Genomic DNA, 25,019 nt, shown 5'->3' with positions numbered 1-25,019 from the left:
GGCAACCCCCCGCGATTCCACCCGCCCGCCGCGGCACCGGGTTTGCCTCGGCCAGGGCCATGCACTTCGAATTCGAGCACATGGGCACCGCCACCCCCTTCGAGCTGGCCGAGGGCATCCACCTGCTGGGGGGCGCCCCCGAGGACCACGTCCGGCTCGAGGGGCTCCCCCCGGGACTGCTGACGCTGCGCATCGAGAGCCACCGGCTGATGGTGGAGGCCACCCACGCCTTCACGGTGGGGGGTGTGGGGGTCCCGCCGGGAGTCCCCCGCCTCGTGCTGCCGGGAGAGGTGGTGGGCCTGTCCGAGGAGATGCGGCTGAAGGTGAAGACACCGGACGGAGACGCCGAGCGGCAGGTGGGCACCGTGGCCGTGCTCAAGCACCTCCTCATGGACCTGGAGGAGCCACCGCCCTCACGGGCCGCCTCCCTGCAATGCCTCATCGGGGCGGACGTGGGCCGCACCTTCGCCCTCGCCGAGGCGAACACCGAGCTCGGCCGTGGCAGGGACGTGGCCGTGCGCCTGCGGGACATCGCCGTGTCCCGCCGCCACGCCCGCATCCGCCACCACGAGGGCACCTTCCTCCTGGAGGACCTGGAGAGCCCCAACGGCCTCTTCCTCAACGGGAAGCCCGTGAAGGCCCCCACCCCGCTCCACGAGGGTGACGTCATCGAGCTGGGCCGCACGCTGCTGCGCTTCCAGGCCCCCATGGGCTCGCCCGAGACGGAGACACCGCCCGAGCCAGCCCCCACCCCAGCCGAGACACCCGCTCCGGCCGAAGCGGCCCCCACGAACGAAACACCCGCGACGCCCTCCGGCGAGGACATGCCGGAGCGCCCGCGGGTGCGCTGGGAAGGATGGCTCATCGGCCTCGGGGCGGCACTGGCGATGGTAGGACTGCTCGCCACCTTTGCCCTGACGCCCTGAGGCTCAGGCGCGCAATGGCGAGAGCCCGGCCCGCTCGACGAGGAGCCGCGCCAGGTGGCGGTGGTGCGCGAAGAGGCTGGTGAAGTGCACCAGGCCCCGCTTGCCGCGCACGGCGTACACCGTCACCGGCCCGGGCAGTACGTCCACCTTGTTGATGTCCGCGAAGGAGAAGTGCCGCGTGCGCACCATGCCCCGGTACGTGATGCCTCCCGAGTCCACGATGATCCGCGTGCGGCCGTAGTACGTCACCGACACGGCGAAGAAGAGGACGAAGAAGATCGCCGAGAGGAATGTCTGGACCGGAACCCCGTCGAAACGCAGTAGGTACACCAAGACGCCCAGCCAGAGCAGGGTCGCGGCACCCATGATGGCCGCGAGCACTGCATGTGGGCGGAACACCTGCCTACCTGCCCTCGGATCGCCCCGGTTCATACGAAAAAAGCTAAGGCGGGGGGCTGACATCCGCCACCCGCTCTCTCGCTTTCCCGCCAGGGGAGTCTGGGGCCTGACTTCCCAGGAACTCCGAGTGTCCGGAGTTCCTCAACCGCGGACGGCTCAGCTCCGGAAGGGGTTCTGCAGGAGCACCGTCTCGCCGCGGTCGGCACCCACGGAGATGCATACCACGGGCACGCCGGAGATCTCCTCCACGCGGCGCACGTAGCGCTTGGCGGCCTCGGGGAGCTCGTCGAAGGTGCGCACACCGGCGAGCTTGTCGTCCCAGCCCGGCAGCGTCTCGTAGAGCGGCTTGACGCGCGCCAGGTCCTCGTAGTCCCCGGGCAGCTCGGTGATGCGCTTGCCGTCCAGCTCGTAGGCGTTGCAGATCTGCAGCGTCTTGAGGCCGGAGAGCACGTCCAGCTTGGTGAGCGCCATGCCCCACAGCCCGTTGACGCGCACCGCGTAGCGCAGCACCACGCCGTCCAGCCAGCCGCAGCGGCGCGGACGGCCCGTGGTGGCGCCGAACTCGTCACCCACCTTGCGCAGCCGGTCACCCGTCTCGTCCGTCAGCTCCGTGGGGAACGGACCGCTGCCCACGCGCGTGGTGTAGGCCTTGCTGATGCCCATCACCTTGTCGATGGTGGTGGGACCCAGGCCCGAGCCCACCGCCGCGTTGCCCGCCACGCAGTTGGAGCTGGTGACGAACGGGTAGGTGCCATGGTCCACGTCCAGCAGCGTGCCCTGGGCGCCCTCGAAGAGGATGCGCGCCCCGCGCTGCACCTGGCCCGACAGGTAGAGGGACACGTCCGTGACATGGGGACGCAGCCGGTTGCCCAGCGCGGCGAACTCGTCCTGGAACTTCTGCACGTCCAGCTCGGGAGCCGTCTCGTTGGCGGCGCGGCACAGCTCGCGCAGCTCGTCGCGAACACCCGGGAGCCGCTCGTCGATGCGCTTGCGCAGCCGCTCGGCGTTGAGCAGGTCGCGCACGCGGATGCCGCGGCGCGCCACCTTGTCCTCGTAGGCCGGGCCGATGCCACGCCCCGTGGTGCCGATGGCGCTCACCCCACGGGCCTTCTCGCGGTACGAGTCCAGCAGCTTGTGCCACGGGAAGATGACGTGCGCGTTGTCCGAAATGAGGAAGTGCGCGTCGTCCTTGAGGAAGCCGCGCTCCTTGAGGGCGTCGATCTCCTTCACCAGCACGGCGGGATCCAACACCACCCCGTTGCCGATGACACAGGTCTTCCCCGCATGGAGGATGCCCGAGGGGATCAGATGCAACACCGTCTTCTGGCCACCCACCACGAGGGTATGGCCCGCGTTGTTGCCGCCCTGGAAGCGGACGACGACCTGTGCGTGCTCGGTGAGCAGGTCCACGACCTTGCCCTTACCCTCATCTCCCCACTGCGCTCCGATGACGACGACGTTCGGCATATTGCGGCCCGCTTACCATGCTTCCCCACGGGCCGTCATCGGCCTGGAGTGGGAAGTGCCACGGAATGGCAATGGCCGGCATAACCACAGGCCAGAGTCTGGCAGACGGACGGTTCCCGGCCCGGCCAGCGGCCCTGGACATCCGCCTCCACCAGCCCCCGAGCCGCTTCCCGCAGGCGCTCGGCAATGACTTGCATGTCAACGGCGGGCGCGGGGAACTCCGGCTCCGGCACGTCCTCGCCCAGGAAGGCCACCCCCACCTCCACGGGCACGTCCTCGCGCACCAGCCGCCGTGCGGCCAGCAGCACGGCCGCCAGCGACTCGGCATGCGCCTCCACACCCCGAGGCGGCCGCTTGCCCGGCTTGAAGACGACCACCCGAGCCTCGCCCGCGGGCGTCTGCCACAGCAGGTCCACTTCGCCCTCGAGCGCCGCGGGGGCCTCTCCCGGCAGGGACAGCACGAAGGGCAACGCGCGATGCACGGCCGACACGGGGGCCGCGGCCAGCTTGCGAGCGAACGCCGTGCCCAGGAAGCGCTCCACGGTGGCCAGCGCCTCCTCCACTCCGTCCTCCCCCAGGTCCCAGCCCACCTCGCGCACGAGCGCCTCCAGCCGGCCCCGCCGCTCCGTGGGCGGAGTCCCAGCGAGCCGGAAGTCCACCCCGCGCAACAGCGCCAACACCCGGTCCGAGACACCCAACGACGGTGAGCCCCAGGCGTCCCGCTCGATGTACAGCGGTGACACGCGCGGCGGTGTCTCCCACGGCGCGCCCTCCGCTCGCAGCCCGAGCTGGTGCACGTAACGGTAGCGGCGCGGACAGACCATGAAGTCCTGCACGGCCTCGGTCCCCACCGCCGCCACCTCGGGCGTGGCCAGCGCCGGAATGTCGTGCACCCGCTGCAGGGCCGCCTCGACGCGGGCCTCCTGCTCCAACGGGTCCACGTCCTCCGTCTCGTCCAGCTCAGGGGGCGCGGGCAACGTCTCCACGTCCAGGTCCTCGACGAGCCCGCGCAACCGCGTGTCCTCGCCCAGCCGCTCGTCGAGCAGGCACCACCATGAATCGGACGCGCCGCGCTCCTCGCCGCCGGAGAGGATGAGCCTGTCGCGGGCACGGGTGAGCGCGACGTACAACACACGCCGGTATTCGGCCGTCTCGCGCCGCCGCAGTTCGTCCTTCACTTCGTCGTAACGGGGGGAGCGGTACTTCTCGAGGCTGTCCAGCAACCACGGCCGCAAACACAGGCCATGGGTCCGTTCGAAGATCGCTCGCCCACTGGAGAAGCGCCGCAGGCCGCCGAGCGCCGGTACCATCACCACCGGCCACTCCAGGCCCTTGGCGCGGTGGATGGTGAGCAGCTGCACCGCACGAGGATCTCCCGCCTCCAGCAGATCCGCCTGCGCCTCCGTGGGCTCCTCGTTGGCCAGCCGCTGCAACTCGCGAGCGAAGGTGACGCAGCCACCCGTGCCACGCTCGTCACGCCGGCCCGCCAGTGAGAGCAACTTCTCCACGTTGGCGCTCGCCTGCTCCGCGTACGGCGTGCCCGCCAGCGACTCGCGGTAGCCCGTCACCTCCATCGAGGCCAGCAGCAGCGCCCGCACTCCGAGCCGATCCCTCTCGCGCCGCAGCGACGGCAGCGCCGTGAGGAAGCGCTCCAGCCGTGCCCGCTCGCCCTCGGGCAGGCCCTCCAGCGAGGAGAAGCCTCCGCGCTCCACGGCGGACAACGACAGGCCCTCGGGCCCGGCGAGCCGGAAGAGCGCGGCGTCCGACAGCCCCACCATCGGCGAACGCAGCACCGCCGCGAAGGCGAGCGCGTCCTCGGGGTCCGCCAGCAGCGACAACAGCGAGGCCAGGTCCAGCACCTCCTGCGCGCCGTAGAAGCCCCGTCCGCGCAGCACCCGGTGCGGAATGCCGTGACGGATGAGCGCCTGCCGGTACACCTCCAGGTGCGTGAAGGTCCGGAAGAGCATGGCCACGTCCCCGCCACGCACCGGACGCAGTTCCTCGCTCTCCTTACTCACCGCCACGAGAATCTGCTCTGGCCCGGGAGCCAGCATCACCTTCAACCGCTTCGCGACCGACTCCGCGTCCGCCGCGCGCAACTCCCCCGTGGAGAGTTCCTCGTCGTCCAGCACGAGCCGCTCCACCGCCGGCGCTTGAAGCGGGGACTTGCGTACCGGAGTGAAGTCATCCTGCTCGGGTGCGTACACCACTTCGTAGGGGCGCGCGCCACCCTCGCCTGCTTTGAGCACGCCGGGGAAGGCATGGTTGAAGAAGTCGAGCAGCGGCGCCACCGAGCGCCGGTTGCCCTGGATGAAGTCGAGCACTCCACCTTCGGCGACGATCTTGTCCGACAGCACCTTGAAGACGGACACGTCCGCGCCGCGGAACTCGTAGATGGACTGCTTGCGGTCTCCCACCGCGCACAGGAAGGCGGGCTCCAACGGGAGCACGTCCACCAGGCTCTCCTCCGGGCGCACCGGACGCGGGCCTCCGTCGCGCTTCTCGGCCAGCAGCAGCACCAGCTCGAGCTGAAGACGGTTGGTGTCCTGGAACTCGTCCACCATCAGCGCGCCCAGGCGCTCCTGCACCTGGCGGCGGTAGTCCGGAAGGTCTCGCAGCAGATCCCTCGTCTTCACCAGCAGCGCGGTGAAGTCCAGGGCGTTGCGCCGGGTGAACTCCTCCTCGTGGCGCTTCTCCACCTGGGAGAGCAGCGAGCGGAACGAGGCCTCGAAAGGCGCCGTGCGCCACGCGGCGTACACGTCCTCCAGCCGCATCACCGAACCGTCGCTCTTCCCGAAGAAGGCCCAGTACAGCTCCTTCATCGAGTTGCCCGGCTCCTTCTTCAGCCGGCGCACATCGCGGCCATCCTCCAGGAAGGCCGCCTTCAGCGAGGGCAACCGCTCGGGTTCGAAGCAATTCTCCGGAGTGATGCCCTCCAGCGCGGCCTCGAGCTTCTCGCGCAGCTCACGCCACTCGCCCTTCTTGGTGTCCAGCTCGCTCACCGTGGCGCACAGGCCCCGGCATCGCTCGACGAGCGCCTCGAAGCTGGCACGCATCTCGTCCGCGCTGGAGGTGCGGACCTCGGCCGCGTGCAGGCCCTCCTCGCGCAGCTTGCCGTACGTGGCGGACAGCGAGGACACCAGTCCCTCGGTGAAGTCCGAGCCCGAGAACGTCAGCTCCTGGCACAGCTCGCGCACGCCCGCGTCACCGGCCTCCAGCGCGTCCAGCACCACGCGCTCGCACACGTCCAGCACCAGGGTGCGGGCCTCCAGATCATCGAGCACCTCAAAGGACGCGTCCACCCCCGAGCCCGGCGGCGCACGGCGCAGCAACTGGCCGCACAGCGAGTGGAAGGTGCCCACCGAGGCCGAGCCCAGCTCCTCGCGCAGGGCACGCCACGTGTCCTTCGTGGGGAAGGGCTGCCCCAGCCTCTCCAGCGAGGCCCGCAGCTCCGGCTCCTGCAGCGCCGTCGGCTCGGCCTGCACGAGCGCATCCAGGCGAGCCCGGACTCGCGCGCGCATCTCCGCGGCGGCCTTGTCGGTGAACGTCACCATGCACAGCCGCGCGGGACGCAAGGGCGCCGCCCCCTCGCGCGCCCCGGCCAGCAGGTGCAGCGTCATCGTCACCAGGCTGTACGTCTTGCCCGCGCCGGCACCCGCCATCAGGGCGAGGTTCTTCTCCAGCGCCAGGTGGAAGGGCCTACTCATGGGCACCCTCCTCCTCCACGAGCCGCCGCTCGGTGATGCGGCACACGGCGCGGTAACCGCAGCTCCCGCAGTCCTTCGGTCTCATGGCGAACTGCCCCGCCCTCACCGTGTTCACCAACGCCTCCACCGCGTTGGCCAGGTTGGGCTTCGCCTCCGCCGCCAGCCGCTCCCGCACCTGCGGCTCGGTGGACAGCAACTCCTCCAGCTCGACGGCGTCCTTCTCCAACACGTCGGACAGGTAGATGACGTCTCCCGTGCGCAACGAGAACCACGCGGCATTGCGCGTGTGGCGATGACCACTCGCCCGCGCCGCGTACAGGTAGAGCGGCAGCTGGAAGTCCGAGTCGAGCAGCTTCTTCTTCAACTCCGACTTCGACAGCTTGCCGGACTTGTAGTCGATGACGCCCACCTCGCCGTCCGCCATGTCCAACCGGTCGATGGTGCCCTCGAAGTGGATGACGTCCTCGCCCACCTGGAGCGTCACGTCTTTCCAACCCTCCGCCGGGTTGCGAGGCCCGAAGCGCAGCTCGAAACCCGCGGGCTCGAAGCGCTCGAAGGGCAGGCCCCGCCGCTCGTCCATGAGGATGCGGCGCACCATGTTCTTCGCCCGCTCGCGCGCCAGCCGCCACAACGCCGGGTGGCCCACGTAGTGCCGCTGCTCGAAGTGCTCCCGCACCTCGTCCAGCACCTCGTCCAGCAGCGTCTCCGGCAGTTCCTCCAGGCCCCGGCCCAGCAGCTTGCGCTCCTTGAGCCGCTTGAAGAACTCCTCCAGCACCCGGTGCCAGAAGACGCCCTGCCCCCGGCGATCGAACTCCTCGCCCGGCTGCTCCGGCTCGGGCACCTTGAGCCCGTAGGACAGGAACCCCTGGAAGCCACAGTTCCCGAAGCGGGCCAGCGCCGAGGCCGACAACGGCCGCTCCTCGTTGAAGCGGAACGCCTCGCGGATGGCCTCGCCCAGGGCCGGATCCTCCACCGCGCCGGTGTAGCGGCCCGCGCGCTTGCGCGTGTCGCCGAAGAAGTGCAGGCGCTCGATCTCCACCTGCACCATCTCCTTCGCCGAGACGAGCCACGGTGCAACCTCGAAGTGCCGCTGCAGCACGTTCCGGGCGGGGTCCGGCGTGGAGACGCGCAGCCGCTGGAGCGCGAGCGACTCCAGCACCACGCGCTGGCGCAGCTCCGCCTCGGTGAGCACCTCGTCGAGTGGCACGATGGCCGGCAGCGAGCGCGCCTCCCACGCAGCGCCCGTCAACCGCCGCACCTCCTCCAGGAAGGTGGAGGGCGCCTGCTCCTGGCCCCCCTGCCCCTCCACAGCGAAGGACAGGCTCACCGTCTCACCGGCGGCGGCCAGCACACTGGCGAACAAGAGCCGATCCTCGGTGAGACGCCAGGGCGCGCGATCCTCGAACTCGCCACCCGTGAGGCGGAAGATGTCCCGGCCCAGGTGCTTGTTGAGGGCGATGCGCTCGGCGTCTCCCAGCAGCGCGTTGGGCGCCTCGCGGCCGGGGAAACGGCCCTCGGCCAGGCCTCCGATGAAGACATGGTCGAAGGTGCGCCCCTCCAGCTCGCGGACGTCCAGCACCTCCACGGCGCCCGTCGCGGGCCCACGCGCGGGCAGGTGCACGTCGCGCATCATGTCCTGCAGCCAGCGGCCGAAGGTGCGCCGCTTCAGCCGGGGGCCTCCGCCCACCGCCGCGAGCGTCCGCTCCAGCTCACGCACCCGCTGGGCCAGCGCCGCCCGCGCGGCATCGTCCCGGGCCCGCGCATCCAGCACGAGCGCCCCCAGGCCCTCCTCCGAGGTGGCCTCCAGCGCCCCCTCCGAGTCCAGCAACCCCAGCCGCCGCACCACCTGCCACCACGCGGCGAGCAGCTCCGAGGCCCGCCCCTGCTCCGGAATGCGGCGGCAGGACTCCAACAGGAAGAGGCACCGCTCGCGCAGCACCCGGGCCTCATGGGCGCGCTGTTGCTCCTTCTTGCGCACCTGGTCCGGCAACGGCTCCAGCCGCTTCGCCAGGGACTCCAGGCGCAGGTCATACGCGCCCTTGCCCCGCGTCGCGCCCAGGCGGTCATCCCGCACGGCCGCGAGCGTGAGGAGCGTCGCCGGAGCCGCGGGCGCTCCCCGGGAAAGCATGGGCGCGTAACGGCTGGAGACCAGCTCGGCCACGCGCTCGGCGGGGAAGCCGTCCTCCACCAGCAGCGGCAGATCCAACGCCAGACGCACCGGGCCGGCCAGCGCGAGCGGCTCGCCCCAGGGCAGGCGCACGGGGACGCCCAGCTCGCCGAGCGCGTCCGCCACCCAGCGGGCCTCGGAGCCCAGGTCGCGCCACGCCACGGCGATGCTCCCCGGTGGCACACCCTCGGACACCTTGCGGCGCACGTCCCGGGCGATGAGCCGGGCCTCGTCCCGAACCGAGCCCGCGCTCCACATCCGCAGGCCCTCCACCGCGTCCTTCAGCACGTCCTTCGCCGCCCGGGGCGAGAAGAGGTGGCGGCCGAGCTCCACCATGGGGCGGGACTCGAAGGTGACGTCCGCCTTGAAGAGGTCCACGTGGGACAGCGTCTCGCCCCGGTTCTCGAAGGCGCGGAAGAGGGCCGCCAGCGCCGCGTCCGCCACCGGCGAGCCACCCACCGGCGTCTCCACGCGCATCGTCACCCGGCGCGCGTCACAGACGGCCGCCAGGGCCATCAGCAGCTCCAGCCCCGAGGGCCGCACATCGTAGATGCCGTGCAGCACGATGCCGCCCACGTCGTCCCACGCCGCGGGCCAGGCCTGGCGCTCCAGGGCCTCGCGCGCCCCGCGCACCACGTCCTCGCGGTCCGCCAGGGCCAGCTCGGCCATCTTCTGCTCGTAGGCGTGGTGCAACAGCGCGAGCGTCCGGGCCCGGTTGCGCCGCTCGGGAGGGAGCACCTCCAGCGCGTCCTGCAACTCGCGCGGGGAGAGCCGGCCGGCCTTGAGGTCCAGCAGCACCTCCAGCGCGGCGCGGGCGAAGGCGGGCTCGTGCACGTAGTCGCCGAAGGGCGTATCGCTCAATCCCTGGGCCAGCGAGGCCACCACGGTACGCGCCACGACGGGCGAGCACGGACGGCGCCCCAGCTCCCGCCCCCCTCCAAGTGCGTCGAGGAAGCCCTCCCAGGTCAGGAAGGCATCTCCACGCACGACTCCCGCATGGCCGCGAGCCGCGCGCAGGGCGGCTTGACGGCGGCCATTGTCGGGGAAGACCTGGAGGGTACGGCGGGAATCGGTCATACGGGGCAGCGGAGTGTAGAACGGGGCGGGGGCGCTATTTATGCTGGCCGGCATGCCAACCGCTCTCTGTTTTCTTGCGCTCGCCTCCCTGGCCGCTGCCCCGGTCCCCTCCGAGGCCCTCCCCTCGGGTGCCCAGCAGGCGGCGGACGCCCCCACGATTCATGCGCTCGACTTCAACTGGACGCGCGAGGGAATCATCACCGGCACCGCCGGACTGCTGTGGATCGCCAGCGAAACCGTCTTCAAGGAGGAGCTGGCCCCGGCGACCTGCCGCTGGTGCGACCGCTCGGCGGATGGGACGGACACCCTCAACGCGTTGGACCGGTGGGGACGAGGCGTGGCGGCGGAGACGCCCGAGGGGCGTGATCGCTGGGACCTGTGGAGCAACATCGGGGGCTTCGGCCTGCTCCCGGCCGGAGTGCTCGGGGGGCAGTACCTGTTGTCCTCGGGGAGCGGCGCGCCGCCGCGCTACTACGCGGAGGACGCCACCATCATCATCGAGACGGTGGCGGTGGCCGCGCTGGTGAACCAGGCGGTGAAGTTCTCGGTGGGCCGCGAGCGCCCCTTCGTCCACGTGCTGCCCGAGGACCAGAAGCCCCTCACCAAACACCCCACCGACAACAACCTGTCCTTCTACAGCGGGCACACCAACATGGCCTTCGCGCTCGTCACGGCGGCGGGCACGGTGTCCGAGCTGCGTGGCTACAAGAACCGCTGGCTCATCTGGGCGATTGGGCTGCCGGCGGCGGCCTCCATCGGGCTGCTGCGCATGGGCGCGGACAAGCACTACCTCACGGACGTGCTGGTGGGCGCCGCCGCGGGCACCCTCTTCGGCGTGGGCATGCCCCTGCTGCTCCACGGCCGCCAGGAGGAGCCGGCGGCCCGAGCCGCGCGCATGTCGATGAACGTGTCCGGCGGCCTCGGCGGCGTGGTGTTCTCCGGGCAGTTCTGAAGACATCCATCACATGTCTGTCCAAGGGAGGTCCCATGTACATTCGCGCATCCTCCACTGGACGAAGGGTCCTGCTGTTACTGGCGGCCATTGGCGTCTGTCAGCTTGCATGCGTCGGCGGCCACATCCAGCCGTCCATGTTCCAGTTCACCAACGTCGTGCCCTATGCCGGGCCAGACGGAGGAGGATGGAAGGTCGCCCAGGTGCTCATCCTGCTGGGCAAGATTTCCCCGATGTTCTCTTCAGCCGCTACCTGCGATCTCGAAGTGGGCGTCCCGGAAAAGTATGGGAATGTGTGGGTGACGAATGAATTCGCACAAGTGGAAGCCGCCAAGGCGGCGGACCATGCCGCACGTCGTGTCCTGAGAGAGCACCAGCCAACCGCCCTGGCCTGCATCAAATTCAGGGAGCACATGCAGAGCATCCTGACGGACAAAGTGTCCGGCTCCATCCCGGGTGCAACCGTAACCAAATTCCGGACGCCAGGAATCAACCCGATGACGTTTCCATGACAACAGAACCCTCCGTGCGCCTCGGCCACGAGAGACGGGCCAAACATCCTCTCCAGCGTCACTTCTAGAGGACCCCGTTCATGTATCCGAAACCGACAGCCGACGAGCTCGTCCACCTCGTCCACCGTTACCACCCGGCTGGCATTCTCAACGAGGATCCTCGCTACGACGCGTCAGAAGAAGGCCAGCGCCTCACCGCGCTGGTCCACGCCCATGTGACACCTTCACCTGCCTGGACGGGCTTCATCCAGCAGCTTCGTGAAACGTTCCCCAACAGCCATCTCTGGGACACGACCGTTCCCTACCATGACCCCTGTTACAGTGTTCGGGTCTCCCTCCCGGGATTCAAGCCAGGGGGGCCTCGTGACGACTGCGTCGTCGCTCTGCTGAGCCAGCTCGCCCCGGTGTATGCCCTCTACGCCTCTCACACGGACAAGAGCCTGCCCGGAGCGGACTACTGGCTGCGCTTTCCCCCCTTCCCCCCTGAATTCCAATCGCACGAGGCAAAGCTCGCCAGACTCATCGAGTCCACCTTCGGATTCACCCGCCTGTCCAACGACATCCTCCTCACCCCTGTGCCCAACCTCGTCCCGCGCACGGCCAATTGGGAGGTAGGCAAGGCCCAACTCATCGACTGCCTCTTCACCTGGCACCGATGGTGACGCGCCTCAGTACCCCATGCCCAGGGGCTCGGGGTCCAGCGGCGCCGGCAGTACGCCCAGGCCCCCCGGCTGCCCGGCCCGCCACGCCACCTGGCCGGAAACCATTCCGCACTTGACGTACTCGACGGAAGCCACTGAGTTCACCTGATCGCGGCTGACGGAACCTGGAGGAACACGGCATGTCCTGGACAGGGCAACAGATGCACCTCATTCGCAGCACCCCCATGGGCATGCAGAAGGCGAGGCAGTTGCTCACCGCCTCGGCGCCCACCGTCCAGGTCTCCTCGCTGACGGACGAGCAGGTCATCCAACAGCTCGCCCGCATCATGGCACCCCGGGCCTCCGTGGAGCCCGCCACGCTCCACTTCAACGGCCACATGCTGCGCTGGAGGCAGGCCTTCCCCGACAAGATCTCCGCCACCAGCTGGCCGGCGGTCTCGGGAAGGAGCGGCTACCAGACCAAGGAGCACCAGGAGAAGGCGGACAAGGGGCCCATTCCCGAGGGAGAGTGGCTCGTCTCCCAGGGGGAGTACCAACAGATGCCGGAGCGCAGCCTGCTCGACAAGTTGATCAACGAGTTGGGGCGTGGCGGCTGGCCGGGGGGTGAAAGCTCCTGGGGCAAGCACCGCATCTGGCTGAAACCCAAGTCCGGGACGAAGACCTACGGACGCAGCGGGTTCTCCATTCATGGAGGCGACAACCCGGGTTCCGCCGGATGCATCGACCTCGTGGGCCAGATGCCCAACTTCGTCAAGATGTTCCGGGCCTATGGCAAGGACATGGACCTGACCGTGAAATATGAATAGCCCACCGGCCTCGCGCTGGCTCCGGTGGCTCAACGGGTTGCTCCGGGTGCTCCTCCTCCTGCTGCTGGCGCTCTGCGGGGCGACGCTGGTCTCCTACCTGCTCCACCCGGAGGAGTACCGCTTCGGCACGGAGGTGGGCGGCCTTCGCTACCGCTCGAGCCTCCACTATTCAGGGCTCCTCCTCCTCGAGGCGCTGCTGCTCTGCGGCGGACTGGTGCTGACCTTCGTGGCCCGGACGCCCATCCGCCGGATGTGGCTCGGGCTGGGCGTGGTGCTCCTCGACGCCATCGTCTTCGTGGGCCTGCTCGGCGGAGGGCACTGACGCCTCACCCGCCGCGTGTCAGTAGCCGGTGGTGCCCAGGGGCTCGGTATCCAGGGGCGCCGGCAGCACGCCCAGGCCCCACGGCTGCCCGGCCCGCCACGACACCTGGCCAGAAATACCCCACCCGGCGCACGTCACCTCGCGGCCCTGGAACTCCATCCAGAACACCGACTCCTCGGGCCGCGCCGCCTGGTCCAGGCACGCCACGCGCGACAGGGGCCTGGCCGCGTTGCCCCCGAGTGACACCGCGAAGGCCCGGTGCGAGTGCCCGCACAGCACCCACTTCGGGTGCACCGTCTCCACCAGCCGCCGGGTGATGGGGTTGCCAATCCAGTACGAGGGCAGCGTCCGGCCCGGCGGTGGCACCTCCCGCTCCTGCGCCCGCTGCGGCAGCCCTCGCGGCCACTCGTGCACCAGCAGCAGATCCATGTCCCGCAGCGCCGCCACCTTCTCCACCTCGGGCGCGCGGAAGTACCCGGCCTGCTTCGCCGTATCCAACGAGCGCGGACGCTTCAGCGGCTGCTCATAGAAGCGCGGCGCGTGGATGCCCGACAGGTACCCCACTCGCAGCCCTTGCAGCTCCTTCAGGCCCGCACGCCCCAGGTAGTGCACGTTGGGCGCGAGCTGGAAACCCTCCGGCGAGTCATGCAGCGCCTCGAAGTCCTCGTTGTTGCCGGCGATGAAGTACAACGGCCGCTTCATCTCCCGGACGCCGTCCGCGTACTCGGCGAACTCGGCGGGCATGGCGCGCTTGGCCGCCTTGCGCCGATGATCATCCGCGTGCCGGAAGGCCTCCACGTCTCCCACGGCCAGCACCAGGTCCACCGGCCGGCCCCGCGCCTCCGCCAGCGCGTCGAGCCACGTTTCCACGCGGCGGAAACGGCCGTGGATGTCTCCCACTGCGGCGACCAGGAGGGATTCCGGAGCCATCGTGCCCACCACCCTGCCCCGCCCCTCGCGTCCTGTCGAGTGGGTTTACCGCGCAGTGTGTCAAAAATGAGAAGGGGCGCCCCGCCAGGAGCGCCCCCGCTCAAGCCCCTCACACTCCCGGTGCTAGCAGCCCACCGGGTAGGTGATCTGCACGCTCGCCCCGGCCTGCGGCGCCTTGTCCACGTCGAAGATGACGCTGTTGGTGGTCGCGTCGTACGTCCACCCGTCCGTCACCACCACCCCATCCACGCGCACCACGATGCGCGAGGTGTCCGAGGGCGTCTCGCTGAGCGGGAAGGAGCGGTTGGGACCGAAGGCGTTCTCCGAGATGCGCTCCAGGGACTCGGCCCAGTTGGGCGTGCAGATGCTCTCCACCACGCCGCCGGTGGACTGGGCCAGTTGGATGTAACGGCTGCCGGTGCTGCTGGCCCGCGGGCAGGTGGTCAGGTCGCCCGGCCCGGTGATGGCGGAGAAGAGGATCTTGGAGCGATCCCCACCCTTGAGGCCCAGCAGGAACGTCTCGTAGGCGGCCACCGGCTGCGGCGAGAAGTCCTCCTCGTCGGTGACGGCGATGATGGCCAGCTTGGCGTCCTCGCGCAGGAAGCCGGCGTTGCCGTCCAGCGACTGGGGCGTGCGCGGGTCATCCCCGGAGAACACGAGCGGAGCCGACAGGGCCTGGTACATGGCCTCCAGGCCCTGCTCGTTCCAGTGGCACACGCCCACGTTGGTGTTGCGCACGAAGACGGCATCGGCCGAGGGAGTGGTGGGCTTGATGATGCGGGGCGAGGAGTTGTCCACGGGGAAGAAGCGGCCATTCTCACCGCCCTCGGCACCACCCGGGCACGTCGCCCAGCCGCCCGAGGAGCGCTCGATGCCCGTGGTGGTGACGGCGATGTGGTAGTCCACGCCCGCCTTGCCCGCGTGGGAGAGGAAGGCCGAGAAGTTGGCGCCCAGGCTCTGCTGCTCGTCCATCATCGAGCCCGAGTTGTCCACCACGAAGAGCACGTCCACCTTGGCCTGCGAATCCTGGACGAACTCGTCCGTCTGCTCGTTCTTCAGCTCGCCCTTGCCCACCAGGCCCACCGTGTAGGGCGCGCCCGTGGCCAGGTCGAAGCGCAGCGCGGCGGCGTCATCCCCGTCACTCGACGGCTCGTACGTCACCGTGAGGGTGGCCCGGCTCCTGGCGGCGAGCTCCGCCGGGAACGTGAAGCCGTGGGACACCTTGAAGTCCGCGGCGTCGCCCTCGGTGCGCAGGGCCCGGATCGTGGTGGGCCCGGGGCAGTCGTTGTAGACGATGAGCTCGCGCTCACGCGGGCCGCAGGTGAGCCGGGTGACGCCGAAGTCCAGGCTGGTGGGCTGCACCGAGAAGCACCCCTGCACGCCCTGGCCATTCAGCGGCACCAGCAGGTGGCCGGCACTGGGGTTGTTCACCCACCCCTCCGCCATGCCGGAGAACTCCCCTTCCGCGCCCGGCTTGAAGCGCACCAGCAGCCGCGCGCGCTGTCCCGGCCTCAGCACCTGGTTGCCCAGCCGCTCCGCCCGGAAGGCGTCATCCGAGCCTCCCGCCACCTGCATCCCCTGGAGGAAGCACTCGGAGGTACCGGTGTTGCGCACCGACGCGCCGAGCGTCACCTCGGAGCCCACCGGCACGCTGCCGAACTCCACCACCTCCGGCTCCAGCACGTAATCGCAGGGCGCGAACACCTTGCCCTCGCCCTTCATCTGCACCACCTCGGTGGAGGTGCTGGTGCCGTTCAGAATCTTGGCGGACAGCTCTCCCTCCCCCGCGCCCGCGCCAGCGCGCGGCCTGAAGGTGACGGGCACGGCGACGGACTGACCCGCGGGAATGGGCAGGCTGGCGGGCGCCGTCGCCAGCAGGAAGTAGCCCCCCTTCTTCGTGGTGAGCGTCACGTCGCTCAGCAGCACGTCGTTGCGGCAGCGGTTGATGACCTGCACGTCCCGGGTGGCGCTCATGCCCTCGGCCACCACGCCGAAGTCGAGCGGCTCCGGCTGCAGCACCACGCACGAGTTGCCCACCTCGCCCCGCAGCGACACCTTGGGGCCCGGCTTCGTGGTGCCCATGGGCCGCACGTCCAACTCCAGGCGCGCCTCGCGCACCGGGCCGGGAACCGTGGGCGAGAAGGCCACGCGAATCTCCGCCACCGCACCCGAGGCCAGCACCCCGGCGCCCACCGCGGGCGCACTCACCACGCGGAAGGCATTGCCCGCGTTGTCCAGCAGCTTCACCCCGCCGTACGCCATGGGCTCGGTGCCCAGGTTGCGCACGATGACGCGCTCCTCGGCGGTGGCCCCCACCGGCACGCGGCCGAAGTCCACCCGCAGCGGCGTCACTTCCAGCAGCGTGGCGATGCCCGTGCCCGACAACGACACGACGATGGGCTCGCACATGGGGCACTCCACCCCCACGCGCACCTGCGCCGCCGCCGCGCCCAGCCGCTGCGGATTGAAGGCCAGCGGCACCCGGCGCTCCTCTCCCGGCCGCAGCACGAAGGGCTGTTCCGCCTCGCTCGAGCTGAACTGGTCCGCGTCCGCCCCTTCGAAGGACACGCGCACCGGCGTCTCCACCTGCGTGGGGTTGCGCACCACGAACTCCCGCATCTCCACCTGGCCCAGCTCCACGTTGCCGAAATCGAGCGCGCGTCCCGGCACCTCCACGAACGCCTTCACGCCCTGCCCATCCAGGCCCAGCTTCGCCACGCCCTCGCGGCCCACGTTGTCCGCGTCGGTGAGCACCTCCAGCATGCCGGAGACTGTGCCCTCCACGTCCGCCGTGAAGTGCACCTCCACCTCGCGCTCACCGCCGGCCTTCAGCTCGAAGGCGTCGAAGGGCACCACCTCCACGTTGGGCAGGGTGGCCCGGGCCCCGTGCACCATGAAGGGCGCGCGGCCCCGGTTGGACAGCCGGACCTTCATCGTCTTGGTCACGCCCACCGCCGAGAGCCCGAACTCCAGCTTCTCCGGTGACGCTCCCAGCCCCGACGGAGCCCGATGCGATGACGGCCGATCACAGCCCGCCCCCACCAGCGCCATCAGGCACGCGGCCACGCACACCCAGCGCAATCCCAACATCGCAGCCTCCCCGGATCGGCGAGCGCCCACGGCCACCCGCGCGATCACCAGCCACACCTTGGGTGAGGGCTCTTGCAACCCCGGGGCCCGCCGCGGTGCGGCATCCCGGTGTTACCCACCGCTGTGACAAGTCGAGGGACTACGGGGAAAACTATTGGACTCCAGTGGGCATCACCCTGCCCCTCCGGCCCTGCCTCGTTGAAAAGATTTCCGGAGTGCTCGGCAGGTGACGGGAAAAAACCGGAAGCTCGGAGGCAAGAAAGGGAAACACCCACTCCCCCGGACTCCCCGCTCAGGGCGCGGGACGTACATCGGGTAGGAGTAGGCGAGGAACCAGCCCCGTCCCCCACAGCACACCACCCATGCACACCAGGGAGCCCACCATCGCGAGCGGGCGAAGAGGCTCGCCCAACAGCAGCGCGCCGAGCAGCCAGGAGAAGGCCGGGGTGAGCTGCGTGGTGATGCCCCCGGCCGCGGCCGTCACGTAGCCCATGGCGTAGGTGAAGATCATCTGCGCCACGACGGAGGACAGGCCCACGCCAAGCAGCGGCAACACCATGTCCGGAGTCACGGGCCGCCAGTCCTGGAGGGCGAAGGGCAGGCCGAAGAGCAGCCCGAAGAGACAGAAGGAGAGGAAGATGGAGGCGGCGTCGGTGTCGCCCCGCAGGGCGCGCAGGGCGATGACGGCCGCGCCACTGAGGAGCGCGGAGGCCACCCCGGCCCACGCGCCCACGCCCGAGGTGAGGACCAGGCCCCCCTGCACGGTGCTCCAGATGACGAGCCCCGCTCCACAGGTGGTGGCCATGAGCCCGGTGGCCAGGTAGCCATTCACGCGCTCGCCGAGGATGAAGATGCCGAGGATGGCGGCGCAGATGGGCCAGCAGGCGTTGAGCAGCGTGGCCGGCCCCACCGCGAGCCGATCAATGGCCACGAAGTAGAAGTAGACGGAGCCACCGCCGAAGAGGCCGCGCAGGGTCCACAACACGGGCCGTCCCATGCGTGGACGGGTGCGGGTGAGCGGGAAGTAGAAGGCGAGGAAGACGAGGCCGATGGCGAAGCGGGCGCACACCACCTGCCCCACCGACAACCGCCCCGCCACCGTGCGCGCGCTGAAGGCCATCACGGCGAACATGAGGCTGGAGACGACGAGCAGCGGCGAGCCGCGCAGACGCTCGGGGATGGGGGGCATGGGCCCGGCACCCTAACGCGGAACCGGCCGCCTCCCCAGCCCCTCCCGCCTGCTCGCTCTCCACCCGGGCGGCGGAGGGATGCGCGTTGAAAAGCCAGGTGTTGAGGCTCATTCAATGTCACGCGCGCCAGAATCCCCTACCTGCGCGCCCTTTCAGTGGTAGATCGCGCCCCCATGTCCGAGCCAGACGTCATCTCCATCCGTGGAGCCAAGGAGCACAACCTCAAGAACATCTCCCTGGAGATTCCGAAGAAGAAGCTGGTGGTGTTCACCGGCGTCTCCGGCTCGGGGAAGAGCTCGCTGGCGTTCGACACGCTCTACGCCGAGGGCCAGCGCCGCTATGTGGAGAGCCTCTCCGCGTACGCGCGGCAGTTCCTCGGGCAGATGGAGAAGCCCAAGTACGACACCATCCGGGGCCTGTCGCCCACCATCTCCATCGAGCAGAAGGCGGCCAGCAACAACCCGCGCTCGACGGTGGGCACCGTCACCGAGGTGCATGACTACCTGCGCGTGCTCTTCGCGTCCGTGGGCGTGCAGCACTGCCCCCAGTGCGGCAAGCGCGTGGGCAAGCAGAGCGCCCAGCAGATCGTCGACACGCTGATGGAGTCGCCCGCGGGCACCAAGGTGATGGTGCTGGCGCCCGTGGTCACCAACCGCAAGGGCGAGCACAAGGACATCCTCACCGAGGCGCAGAAGCGCGGCTTCTCCCGCGCGCGCGTGGACGGCAAGGTGAAGAGCCTGGAGGAGCGCATCGAGCTGGACAAGAAGTCCAAGCACGACATCGCGCTCATCATCGACCGGCTGGTGCTCAAGCCGGAGGTGCGCACGCGGCTCACCGACGCGGTGGAGACGGCGCTGCGCGAGGGCAAGGGCATGCTCATCATCACGGATGAGACGGGCAGCATCGCGAGCGATCGCATCATGAGCGAGCTCAACGCCTGCCACGCGTGCGGCCTGTCCTTCGGCGAGCTGAGCCCGTCCTCGTTCTCCTTCAACAACCCGCTGGGCATGTGCTCGGACTGCAACGGCCTGGGCACCAAGGCGGAGATGGATCCGGAGCGCATCGTCCCGGACCCCTCGCGCAGCCTGCGCGACGGCGCGGTGGAGCCGTGGGCCAGCGGCATGAACAAGGGCGAGGGCTGGACGGCGGACTTCGTGGAGAGCCTGGCCGAGAACTTCGACATCGACCTGGACACGCCGTACGGCAAGCTGCCGGCCAAGGCGAAGAAGATCCTGATGTACGGCGCCGAGGGCAAGCGCTTCACCGTGAAGTGGGGCGATGGCGGCCGCTACGAGATGGAGTGGGAGGGCCTGGTCAACAGGCTGATGCGCGGCTTCAAGACGACCACGTCCGAGGCGATGCGCACCTACTACCAGAAGTTCTTCAGCGACAAGCCGTGCCCCACGTGTGACGGCGCGCGCCTGAAGCCGGAGAGCCGGGCGGTGAAGGTGCACGGGCGCTCCATCGTGGACCTGAGCCGGCAGACGATCGGCGACGCGCTGCGCTGGCTCAGGGACATGCAGCTCACGGAGACGGAGCGGAAGATCGCCACCGAGCTGCTGAAGGAGATCCGCAGCCGCCTGGGCTTCCTGGAGGACGTGGGCCTGTCGTACCTGACGCTGGACCGCACGGCGTCCACGCTGTCCGGCGGCGAGAGCCAGCGCATCCGGCTGGCGTCGCAGATGGGCAGCGAGCTCACGGGCGTCATCTACATCCTCGACGAGCCGTCCATCGGCCTGCACCAGCGGGACAACGGCAAGCTGCTGGCCACGCTCAAGCGGCTGAGGGACCTGGGCAACTCCGTCGTGGTGGTGGAGCACGACGAGGAGACGATGGAGGAGGCGGACTGGCTGGTGGACTTCGGGCCGGGCGCGGGCGAGCTGGGCGGCCAGGTGGTGGCCGAGGGCACGCCGGCGCAGGTGATGGCCAACGAGAAGAGCTCCACGGGCGCGTACCTCTCCGGCCGCAAGGAGATCGCCATCCCCGAGCAGCGCCGCGTGCCCGGCAAGACGAAGGTGGTCATCCAGGGCGCCAAGGAGAACAACCTCAAGGACGTCACGGTGGAGATTCCGCTCGGCATGTTCGTGGCGGTGACGGGCGTGTCGGGCGCGGGCAAGTCCACGCTCATCAATGAGATCCTCTACCCCGCCGCGGCGCGCATGCTGTACGAGAGCCGCGAGGTGCCGGGCAAGCACAAGGCGATCACCGGGCTGGAGAACCTGGACAAGGTCATCGACATCGACCAGCGGCCCATTGGACGGACGCCGCGCAGCAACCCGGCCACGTACACGAAGCTCTTCGACTCCATCCGCGACGTGTTCGCGATGACGCCGGAGGCGCGGGCGTTCGGGTACACGCCGGGACGCTTCTCCTTCAACATCAAGGGCGGACGCTGCGAGGCGTGCGAGGGCGATGGCGTGAAGCTGGTGGAGATGCACTTCCTGGCGGACGTGTACGTGCCGTGCGAGGTGTGCAACGGCAAGCGCTTCAACGAGGCCACGCTGCGGGTGCGCTACAAGGGGAAGAACATCGCCGAGGTGCTCGAGATGAGCGTGCGCGAGGCGATGCAGCACTTCAGCGCGCACAAGGACATCATGCGCGTGCTGCAGACGCTGGAGGACGTGGGCCTGGGCTACATCCGGCTGGGGCAGAGCTCGCCCACGCTGTCGGGTGGCGAGGCGCAGCGCATCAAACTGGCGCGCGAGCTGGCGCGCGTGGCCACGGGCCGCACGCTGTACATCCTCGACGAGCCCACCACGGGTCTGCACTTCGAGGACATCCGCAAGCTGTTGCACGTGCTCAACCGGCTGGTGGAGGCGGGCAACACGGTGCTCGTCATCGAGCACAACCTGGACGTCATCAAGAGCGCGGACTGGCTCATCGACATGGGGCCCGAGGGCGGCGCGGGCGGCGGCCAGCTGCTGGCCACGGGCACGCCCGAGCAGGTGGCGGAGGTGAAGGAGAGCCACACCGGGCGCTACCTCAAGCACGTGCTGACGAAGTCGCGGAAGAACCGCGTGGGCCGCAAGCCCCCCGAGTCGGCCGCTCCCGCCGCCTGACCGGACACTCCTGGCGCTCTTTACTTGCGCCTCCCCTCCCTCCTGCGCTGGCATCACGCTCCACCACACTCGCAGGGGGGAGTACACGTGTCCGAGTCATCTCTCGCCGCACCGCAGCTCGTCATCAACAGCCGCATGCTGTATTCGAGTTGGATTCCCGCGGACGCGGAGGCCGCCGCCGCGCTGCTGCCCAAGGGACTCCAGCCCGCAACCAACCGCGCCATCTACATGAACCAGTACATCGTCGACTCCGAGGCTCAGACCTCGAGCTTCGGCGCCTACTCGCTCACGTACCTGGGGCTGGACCTCGCGGGCCGCACCGCTCCGGATGGAGTGACGCCCTCGCGCTTCTTCACGCACTACTTCAACTCGTCGGAGCACGTGCGCAACTACGTCCGCGAGCGCGGCGTCCCCGCCTCTCCGGGTACCACGACGCTGGAGCTCAACGGCGGCGAGCTGGTGGCCACCACGCGCGTGGATGGCACCCCCATCATCCGCACGGTGGCCAAGGTGGGCGCGAAGATCGCCTCGGTGGCGCGCGGGCACCTCACCTACGTGAAGCAGTTGAAGGGCAAGCTCGTTGCCGGCAACTACCCCTACGTGGGTGAGCTGGCATCGCCCTTCGAGCTGGTGTCGCTCGAGTTCCTCGCGAAGGACCATCCCGTCTACGCGCTGCGGCCCTCGAGCCCCCTGCTGAAGGTGGAGGGCTGGTGCTGGTACGCGCCGCGCGACTCCTTCGTCTACCCGGGCGGAGAGTACGAGTACAAGCAGTAGGCCCCGCACTGAGAAGGCCGCATGAGGATGCCATGATGAAACCGTGAGCCAACGGGCATCGGGCTCGTGGCATCTTCTCCCCCATGAGGGGAATGCCTGACGTGGGCCGGGAACGAATGCTCCGGATGACCGGAGCACTGGTGGCCGTGAGCCTGTGCTTCGCGACAACGGCACGGGCGGACACCGCCATCATCGGGACGGTGAGCAACGCCGAGACGAACGAGCCGGTCCTCGACGTGGTCGTGGTCGCGACCACCCCCGGCATGCAGGGCGAGAAGGCCGTCGTCGCGGACGCAGAGGGCCGGTTCAGCATCCCCGACATCCCACCGGGCATCTACACCCTGCACTTCTACAAGGAGGCGTTCAAGCCGTTCTCACGGACGGACATCCTGCTTCGCCCGGAGCGGACCGTCCGGGTGACGGTGGCTCTGTCCCCCGAGCCTGATGCGGACCTGCCCATCCTGGCCTGCGGGGGGCCCACCGTCGATGTGAGCTCCTCGAGCACGGGGATGTACGTCGAGCAGGACTTCACCCAACGCCTCGCGCTGAACCGGCCGATGGACAAGCGCGGCGCGGCACGCACCTTCGAGGGTCTCGTCGAGCTGGTCCCGGGTGCGCGGAGCGAGGCGTACGGCGTGTCCATCAACGGGGCCTCTCCCTTCGAGAACGCGTACCTGGTGGACGGACTCTCCACCACGGATCCGCTCCTGGGCGTCAACGCCCTGCCGCTGAGTGTCGAGTTCCTCCAGGACATCTCGCTCTTCACTGGAGGAGCCATGGCGGAGCACGGCCGCGCCACCGGAGGCATCATCCAGGCAACGACCCGGACGGGCTCCAACGAATTCCACGGCTCGGTCTTCGGCAACTGGGTCCCCGGTTTCCTGGGGGGGACGTCCACGCCCGCCTCCGGGCCCACCTGGACCATCACGGGGCAGAACACGCTCCGCCTCCAGGGTGATGCCGGAGCCACCCTGGGAGGCCCCCTCCTGAAGGACCGGCTGTGGTTCTTCGCCGGGGTGGCACCCGCCTTCACCCGCGTGGAGCACACGCGCGCCCTCAGCGCTCGCGGCCCCGGCCCGGACGGAGCCCTCGTCAACACGCCGATTCCCGGCACCTCGCGCTTCTTCCAGGCCGAGGAGCGCAGCCTCCAGGCGATGGGCAAACTGACCTACCTGCTCAACGAGCGGCACTTCATGTCGCTGTCGGTCATCACCACGCCCGCCCGCTCCGGTGGACGGGACTCGCTCACCGTGGACCCGCTGACCGGCGGCGTCCGGGAGTTCATCAACGCCCATCCCACGTCCCTGCTCCATCGTGAGCTCGGCGGCGACTTCACGACGGCCGCCTTCAAGTACAACGGCGCGAGCCCGGACTACCGGCTGCGCGTCGAGGCCAACCTCGCCTGGTCCCGCCAGACGGCCTCCAGCACGCCCCATCTCACAGGTCTCTCCGACGGGATGCGCCCAGCGAGGAGTACCGTGGTGCTCCACGAGCCCTCCGCGCCGGACATGGTGCGCTACTGCGGCTCCAGCGTGGCCGAGCAGCTCGAGAAATGTCCCGTCCAGTACTACGGGGAGGATGGCGAGGAGTTCATGTCCCTGGACACGGTGGACCGCTACCAGGCCAACGCCCAGGTCACCTGGCTGGCGGAGTTCCTCGGCCGCCACGTGGTGAAGGCTGGCCTGGACGCGGAGCTCCTCTCGTACGAGCGGGCCCGAAGCCGCTTCTGGGACGGCGAGCAGTACTCGTTCAACCAGACGCTCCGGTATGACCGCGACACCCTCGGTGGCTTCGTGCAGGACAGTTGGACGTTCCTCCAACGGCTCACGGTGAACGCGGGAGTCCGCTACGACGCGCAGCGGTTGCACACGTTCGAGAACCCGCGGACCTTCGGGCTGGGCCAGCAGTTCTCGCCGCGCGTGGGGCTGGTGGTGGATCCGCTGAACACGGGCCAGATGAAGCTCTTCGCCCACTACGCGAAGTACAGCGGCCAGCTGCCTCTCGAGATGTTGAATGGGGTCTTCCCTTCCTACTCGGATGTCGAGTTCGTGGACCCCCGCCTCGTTCCCCCGTCGTCCAGCGAGCTCGTCGCGGGCGCCGAATACGAGGTCCTGCCACAATTCCGGTTGCTCGCCACCTATACCCACCGCTCACTGGACTCGGTCATCGAGAACCTGGACCGCGGCGACCACATCACTCCCAGCGAATTCCTGGGCAATCCGGGCCTGGGAATCGCCAGCCACTTCCAGAAGGCGGAGCGCACCTACGATGCGATGACGGTGGCACTGAACCGGTCCTTCGACTGGGGCTGGCTGGCCCAGGCAAGCTACACCTGGTCGCGCCTGCACGGAAACCATGCGGGCAGCTTCCGGCCCGTCGCCGACTGGAGGGAGCCGTCGATCCAGTCCGACATCCAGTTCCCCACCCAGCAGGCGAATCGTTCGGGTCCGCTGCCGAACGACCGCACGCACACCGTCAGGGTCTTTGGCGCCAAGGCGTTCGCCCTCACCCGAGCACTGTCCGCCAACCTCGGCCTGTCCTACCGGGGCCAGTCGGGCACCCCCATCAACTACTTGGGCGGCCACCCGCTCGCGGGCATGGGTGAGACCTTCGTATTGCCGCGCGGCTCCACGGGCGAGCGAACCCCGTGGGTCCACACCATCGATACCCACCTCGGGGTGAGCTACCGGGTGGCGAGGGACAAGGTGGTGTCCCTCGGCCTGGAGGCCTTCAACCTGTTCAACTTCCAGGAGGTGACGCGCGTGAACGAGCACTACACCTACGGCGACGTGTTGCCGCTCGAAGCACAGGTGGAAGCCGGACAACTCACTCCGGACATGGTCCGTGACGTCGTCGGCCGGCCCCTCTCACCCAGCGCGCTCAACCCGGAGTTCAAGAAGCCCATCCAGTATCAGGCCCCACGGCAGGTGCGCATCGGCCTGCGCTACACGTTCTGAGCCACGCGGCGGTCGCGCGGCA

17 protein-coding genes are annotated in these 25,019 nt (G+C 69.4%); 9 read left to right on the top strand and 8 right to left on the bottom strand.

The window, feature by feature from the left end; all coding sequences use genetic code 11:
- Window positions 1-59 precede the first annotated feature (59 nt).
- Window positions 60-926: an FHA domain-containing protein gene (locus tag BO221_RS17335; RefSeq protein ID WP_198956133.1), complete on the top strand. Its 867-nt coding sequence runs from the start codon at window positions 60-62 to the stop codon at window positions 924-926.
- Window positions 927-929: 3 nt separating this feature from the next.
- On the opposite strand, the gene BO221_RS17330 is transcribed toward BO221_RS17335, so the two are convergent.
- The 4 genes from BO221_RS17330 to BO221_RS17315 form a co-directional block, all read right to left on the bottom strand.
- Window positions 930-1,292: a PH domain-containing protein gene (locus tag BO221_RS17330; protein WP_198956140.1), complete on the bottom strand. Its 363-nt coding sequence runs from the start codon at window positions 1,290-1,292 to the stop codon at window positions 930-932.
- A gap of 189 nt (window positions 1,293-1,481) precedes the next feature.
- The gene (locus tag BO221_RS17325; RefSeq protein ID WP_073561569.1) at window positions 1,482-2,792 is read right to left on the bottom strand and encodes an adenylosuccinate synthase; all 1,311 of its coding nucleotides are present in this window, start codon (window positions 2,790-2,792) and stop codon (window positions 1,482-1,484) included.
- Window positions 2,793-2,827: 35 nt separating this feature from the next.
- Window positions 2,828-6,499 carry a UvrD-helicase domain-containing protein gene (locus tag BO221_RS17320; RefSeq protein WP_073561568.1) on the bottom strand — a complete coding sequence of 1,224 codons (3,672 nt, stop codon included), beginning with the start codon at window positions 6,497-6,499 and terminating at the stop codon, window positions 2,828-2,830.
- Window positions 6,492-9,743, bottom strand: coding sequence for a PD-(D/E)XK nuclease family protein (locus tag BO221_RS17315; protein WP_073561567.1), 3,252 nt, complete (start codon window positions 9,741-9,743; stop codon window positions 6,492-6,494). The genes BO221_RS17320 and BO221_RS17315 overlap by 8 nt, the downstream gene beginning before the upstream one ends.
- A gap of 52 nt (window positions 9,744-9,795) precedes the next feature.
- On the opposite strand from BO221_RS17315, the gene BO221_RS17310 reads away from it, so the two are divergent.
- From BO221_RS17310 to BO221_RS17300, 3 genes are all read left to right on the top strand, one after another.
- Window positions 9,796-10,695, top strand: coding sequence for a phosphatase PAP2 family protein (locus tag BO221_RS17310; protein ID WP_073561851.1), 900 nt, complete (start codon window positions 9,796-9,798; stop codon window positions 10,693-10,695).
- Between the two features lie 35 nt (window positions 10,696-10,730).
- A complete protein-coding gene (locus BO221_RS17305) occupies window positions 10,731-11,207 on the top strand; it encodes a hypothetical protein (protein ID WP_073561566.1) in 477 nt (158 codons plus the stop codon).
- Between the two features lie 80 nt (window positions 11,208-11,287).
- A complete protein-coding gene (locus BO221_RS17300; protein ID WP_073561565.1) occupies window positions 11,288-11,869 on the top strand; it encodes a hypothetical protein in 582 nt (193 codons plus the stop codon).
- Window positions 11,870-11,875: 6 nt separating this feature from the next.
- Here BO221_RS17300 and BO221_RS57075 read toward each other — a convergent pair whose 3' ends face one another.
- Window positions 11,876-12,004 carry a hypothetical protein gene (locus tag BO221_RS57075; RefSeq protein WP_255408470.1) on the bottom strand — a complete coding sequence of 43 codons (129 nt, stop codon included), beginning with the start codon at window positions 12,002-12,004 and terminating at the stop codon, window positions 11,876-11,878.
- A 44-nt stretch (window positions 12,005-12,048) separates the two neighbouring features.
- On the opposite strand from BO221_RS57075, the gene BO221_RS17295 reads away from it, so the two are divergent.
- Complete coding sequence (locus BO221_RS17295) at window positions 12,049-12,675, top strand: DUF2778 domain-containing protein (protein WP_083681116.1); 627 nt, start codon at window positions 12,049-12,051, stop codon at window positions 12,673-12,675.
- Window positions 12,668-12,997, top strand: coding sequence for a hypothetical protein (locus tag BO221_RS17290; RefSeq protein WP_143195501.1), 330 nt, complete (start codon window positions 12,668-12,670; stop codon window positions 12,995-12,997). Before BO221_RS17295 ends, BO221_RS17290 begins: the two co-directional genes overlap by 8 nt.
- Window positions 12,998-13,015: 18 nt before the next feature.
- Here the strand turns inward: BO221_RS17290 and BO221_RS17285 are convergent, their stop codons facing one another.
- The 3 genes from BO221_RS17285 to BO221_RS17275 all read right to left on the bottom strand — a co-directional run bounded on the left by BO221_RS17285 (window position 13,016) and on the right by BO221_RS17275 (window position 18,206).
- Window positions 13,016-13,927, bottom strand: a complete 912-nt coding sequence (locus BO221_RS17285; RefSeq protein WP_073561849.1) for a metallophosphoesterase — start codon at window positions 13,925-13,927, stop codon at window positions 13,016-13,018.
- Window positions 13,928-14,050: 123 nt separating this feature from the next.
- Window positions 14,051-17,017: a choice-of-anchor D domain-containing protein gene (locus BO221_RS17280; RefSeq protein WP_073561563.1), complete on the bottom strand. Its 2,967-nt coding sequence runs from the start codon at window positions 17,015-17,017 to the stop codon at window positions 14,051-14,053.
- A gap of 292 nt (window positions 17,018-17,309) precedes the next feature.
- Window positions 17,310-18,206 (bottom strand): DMT family transporter, encoded by an 897-nt coding sequence (locus BO221_RS17275; protein WP_073561562.1) that lies wholly within the window; start codon window positions 18,204-18,206, stop codon window positions 17,310-17,312.
- A 174-nt stretch (window positions 18,207-18,380) separates the two neighbouring features.
- Here BO221_RS17275 and uvrA point away from each other — a divergent pair, with 174 nt between their 5' ends.
- The 3 genes from uvrA to BO221_RS17260 all read left to right on the top strand — a co-directional run bounded on the left by uvrA (window position 18,381) and on the right by BO221_RS17260 (window position 24,997).
- Window positions 18,381-21,266, top strand: a complete 2,886-nt coding sequence (gene uvrA / locus BO221_RS17270) for an excinuclease ABC subunit UvrA (protein WP_073561561.1) — start codon at window positions 18,381-18,383, stop codon at window positions 21,264-21,266.
- 87 nt (window positions 21,267-21,353) lie between these two features.
- Window positions 21,354-22,040 (top strand): hypothetical protein, encoded by a 687-nt coding sequence (locus BO221_RS17265; protein ID WP_073561560.1) that lies wholly within the window; start codon window positions 21,354-21,356, stop codon window positions 22,038-22,040.
- Between the two features lie 125 nt (window positions 22,041-22,165).
- A complete protein-coding gene (locus BO221_RS17260) occupies window positions 22,166-24,997 on the top strand; it encodes a TonB-dependent receptor (protein ID WP_233166076.1) in 2,832 nt (943 codons plus the stop codon).
- Window positions 24,998-25,019 lie beyond the last annotated feature (22 nt).

This window comes from Archangium sp. Cb G35, from assembly GCF_001896145.1.
Lineage (GTDB): Bacteria > Myxococcota > Myxococcia > Myxococcales > Myxococcaceae > Archangium > Archangium violaceum.
Note: the sequence above shows the minus strand (reverse complement) of the source record. Positions and strands in the feature narration are given on the sequence as shown.

What these genes read in the sequence shown, in the direction of transcription:
- BO221_RS17335 (WP_198956133.1), top strand. Translation starts at nt 60, where the DNA reads ATGCACTTCGAATTCGAGCACATGGGCACCGCCACCCCCTTCGAGCTG.
- BO221_RS17330 (WP_198956140.1), bottom strand. Translation starts at nt 1,292, where the DNA reads ATGGGTGCCGCGACCCTGCTCTGGCTGGGCGTCTTGGTGTACCTACTG.
- BO221_RS17325 (WP_073561569.1), bottom strand. Translation starts at nt 2,792, where the DNA reads ATGCCGAACGTCGTCGTCATCGGAGCGCAGTGGGGAGATGAGGGTAAG.
- BO221_RS17320 (WP_073561568.1), bottom strand. Translation starts at nt 6,499, where the DNA reads ATGAGTAGGCCCTTCCACCTGGCGCTGGAGAAGAACCTCGCCCTGATG.
- BO221_RS17315 (WP_073561567.1), bottom strand. Translation starts at nt 9,743, where the DNA reads ATGACCGATTCCCGCCGTACCCTCCAGGTCTTCCCCGACAATGGCCGC.
- BO221_RS17310 (WP_073561851.1), top strand. Translation starts at nt 9,796, where the DNA reads ATGCCAACCGCTCTCTGTTTTCTTGCGCTCGCCTCCCTGGCCGCTGCC.
- BO221_RS17305 (WP_073561566.1), top strand. Translation starts at nt 10,731, where the DNA reads ATGTACATTCGCGCATCCTCCACTGGACGAAGGGTCCTGCTGTTACTG.
- BO221_RS17300 (WP_073561565.1), top strand. Translation starts at nt 11,288, where the DNA reads ATGTATCCGAAACCGACAGCCGACGAGCTCGTCCACCTCGTCCACCGT.
- BO221_RS17295 (WP_083681116.1), top strand. Translation starts at nt 12,049, where the DNA reads ATGTCCTGGACAGGGCAACAGATGCACCTCATTCGCAGCACCCCCATG.
- BO221_RS17290 (WP_143195501.1), top strand. Translation starts at nt 12,668, where the DNA reads ATGAATAGCCCACCGGCCTCGCGCTGGCTCCGGTGGCTCAACGGGTTG.
- BO221_RS17285 (WP_073561849.1), bottom strand. Translation starts at nt 13,927, where the DNA reads ATGGCTCCGGAATCCCTCCTGGTCGCCGCAGTGGGAGACATCCACGGC.
- BO221_RS17280 (WP_073561563.1), bottom strand. Translation starts at nt 17,017, where the DNA reads ATGTTGGGATTGCGCTGGGTGTGCGTGGCCGCGTGCCTGATGGCGCTG.
- BO221_RS17275 (WP_073561562.1), bottom strand. Translation starts at nt 18,206, where the DNA reads ATGCCCCCCATCCCCGAGCGTCTGCGCGGCTCGCCGCTGCTCGTCGTC.
- uvrA (WP_073561561.1), top strand. Translation starts at nt 18,381, where the DNA reads ATGTCCGAGCCAGACGTCATCTCCATCCGTGGAGCCAAGGAGCACAAC.
- BO221_RS17260 (WP_233166076.1), top strand. Translation starts at nt 22,166, where the DNA reads ATGACCGGAGCACTGGTGGCCGTGAGCCTGTGCTTCGCGACAACGGCA.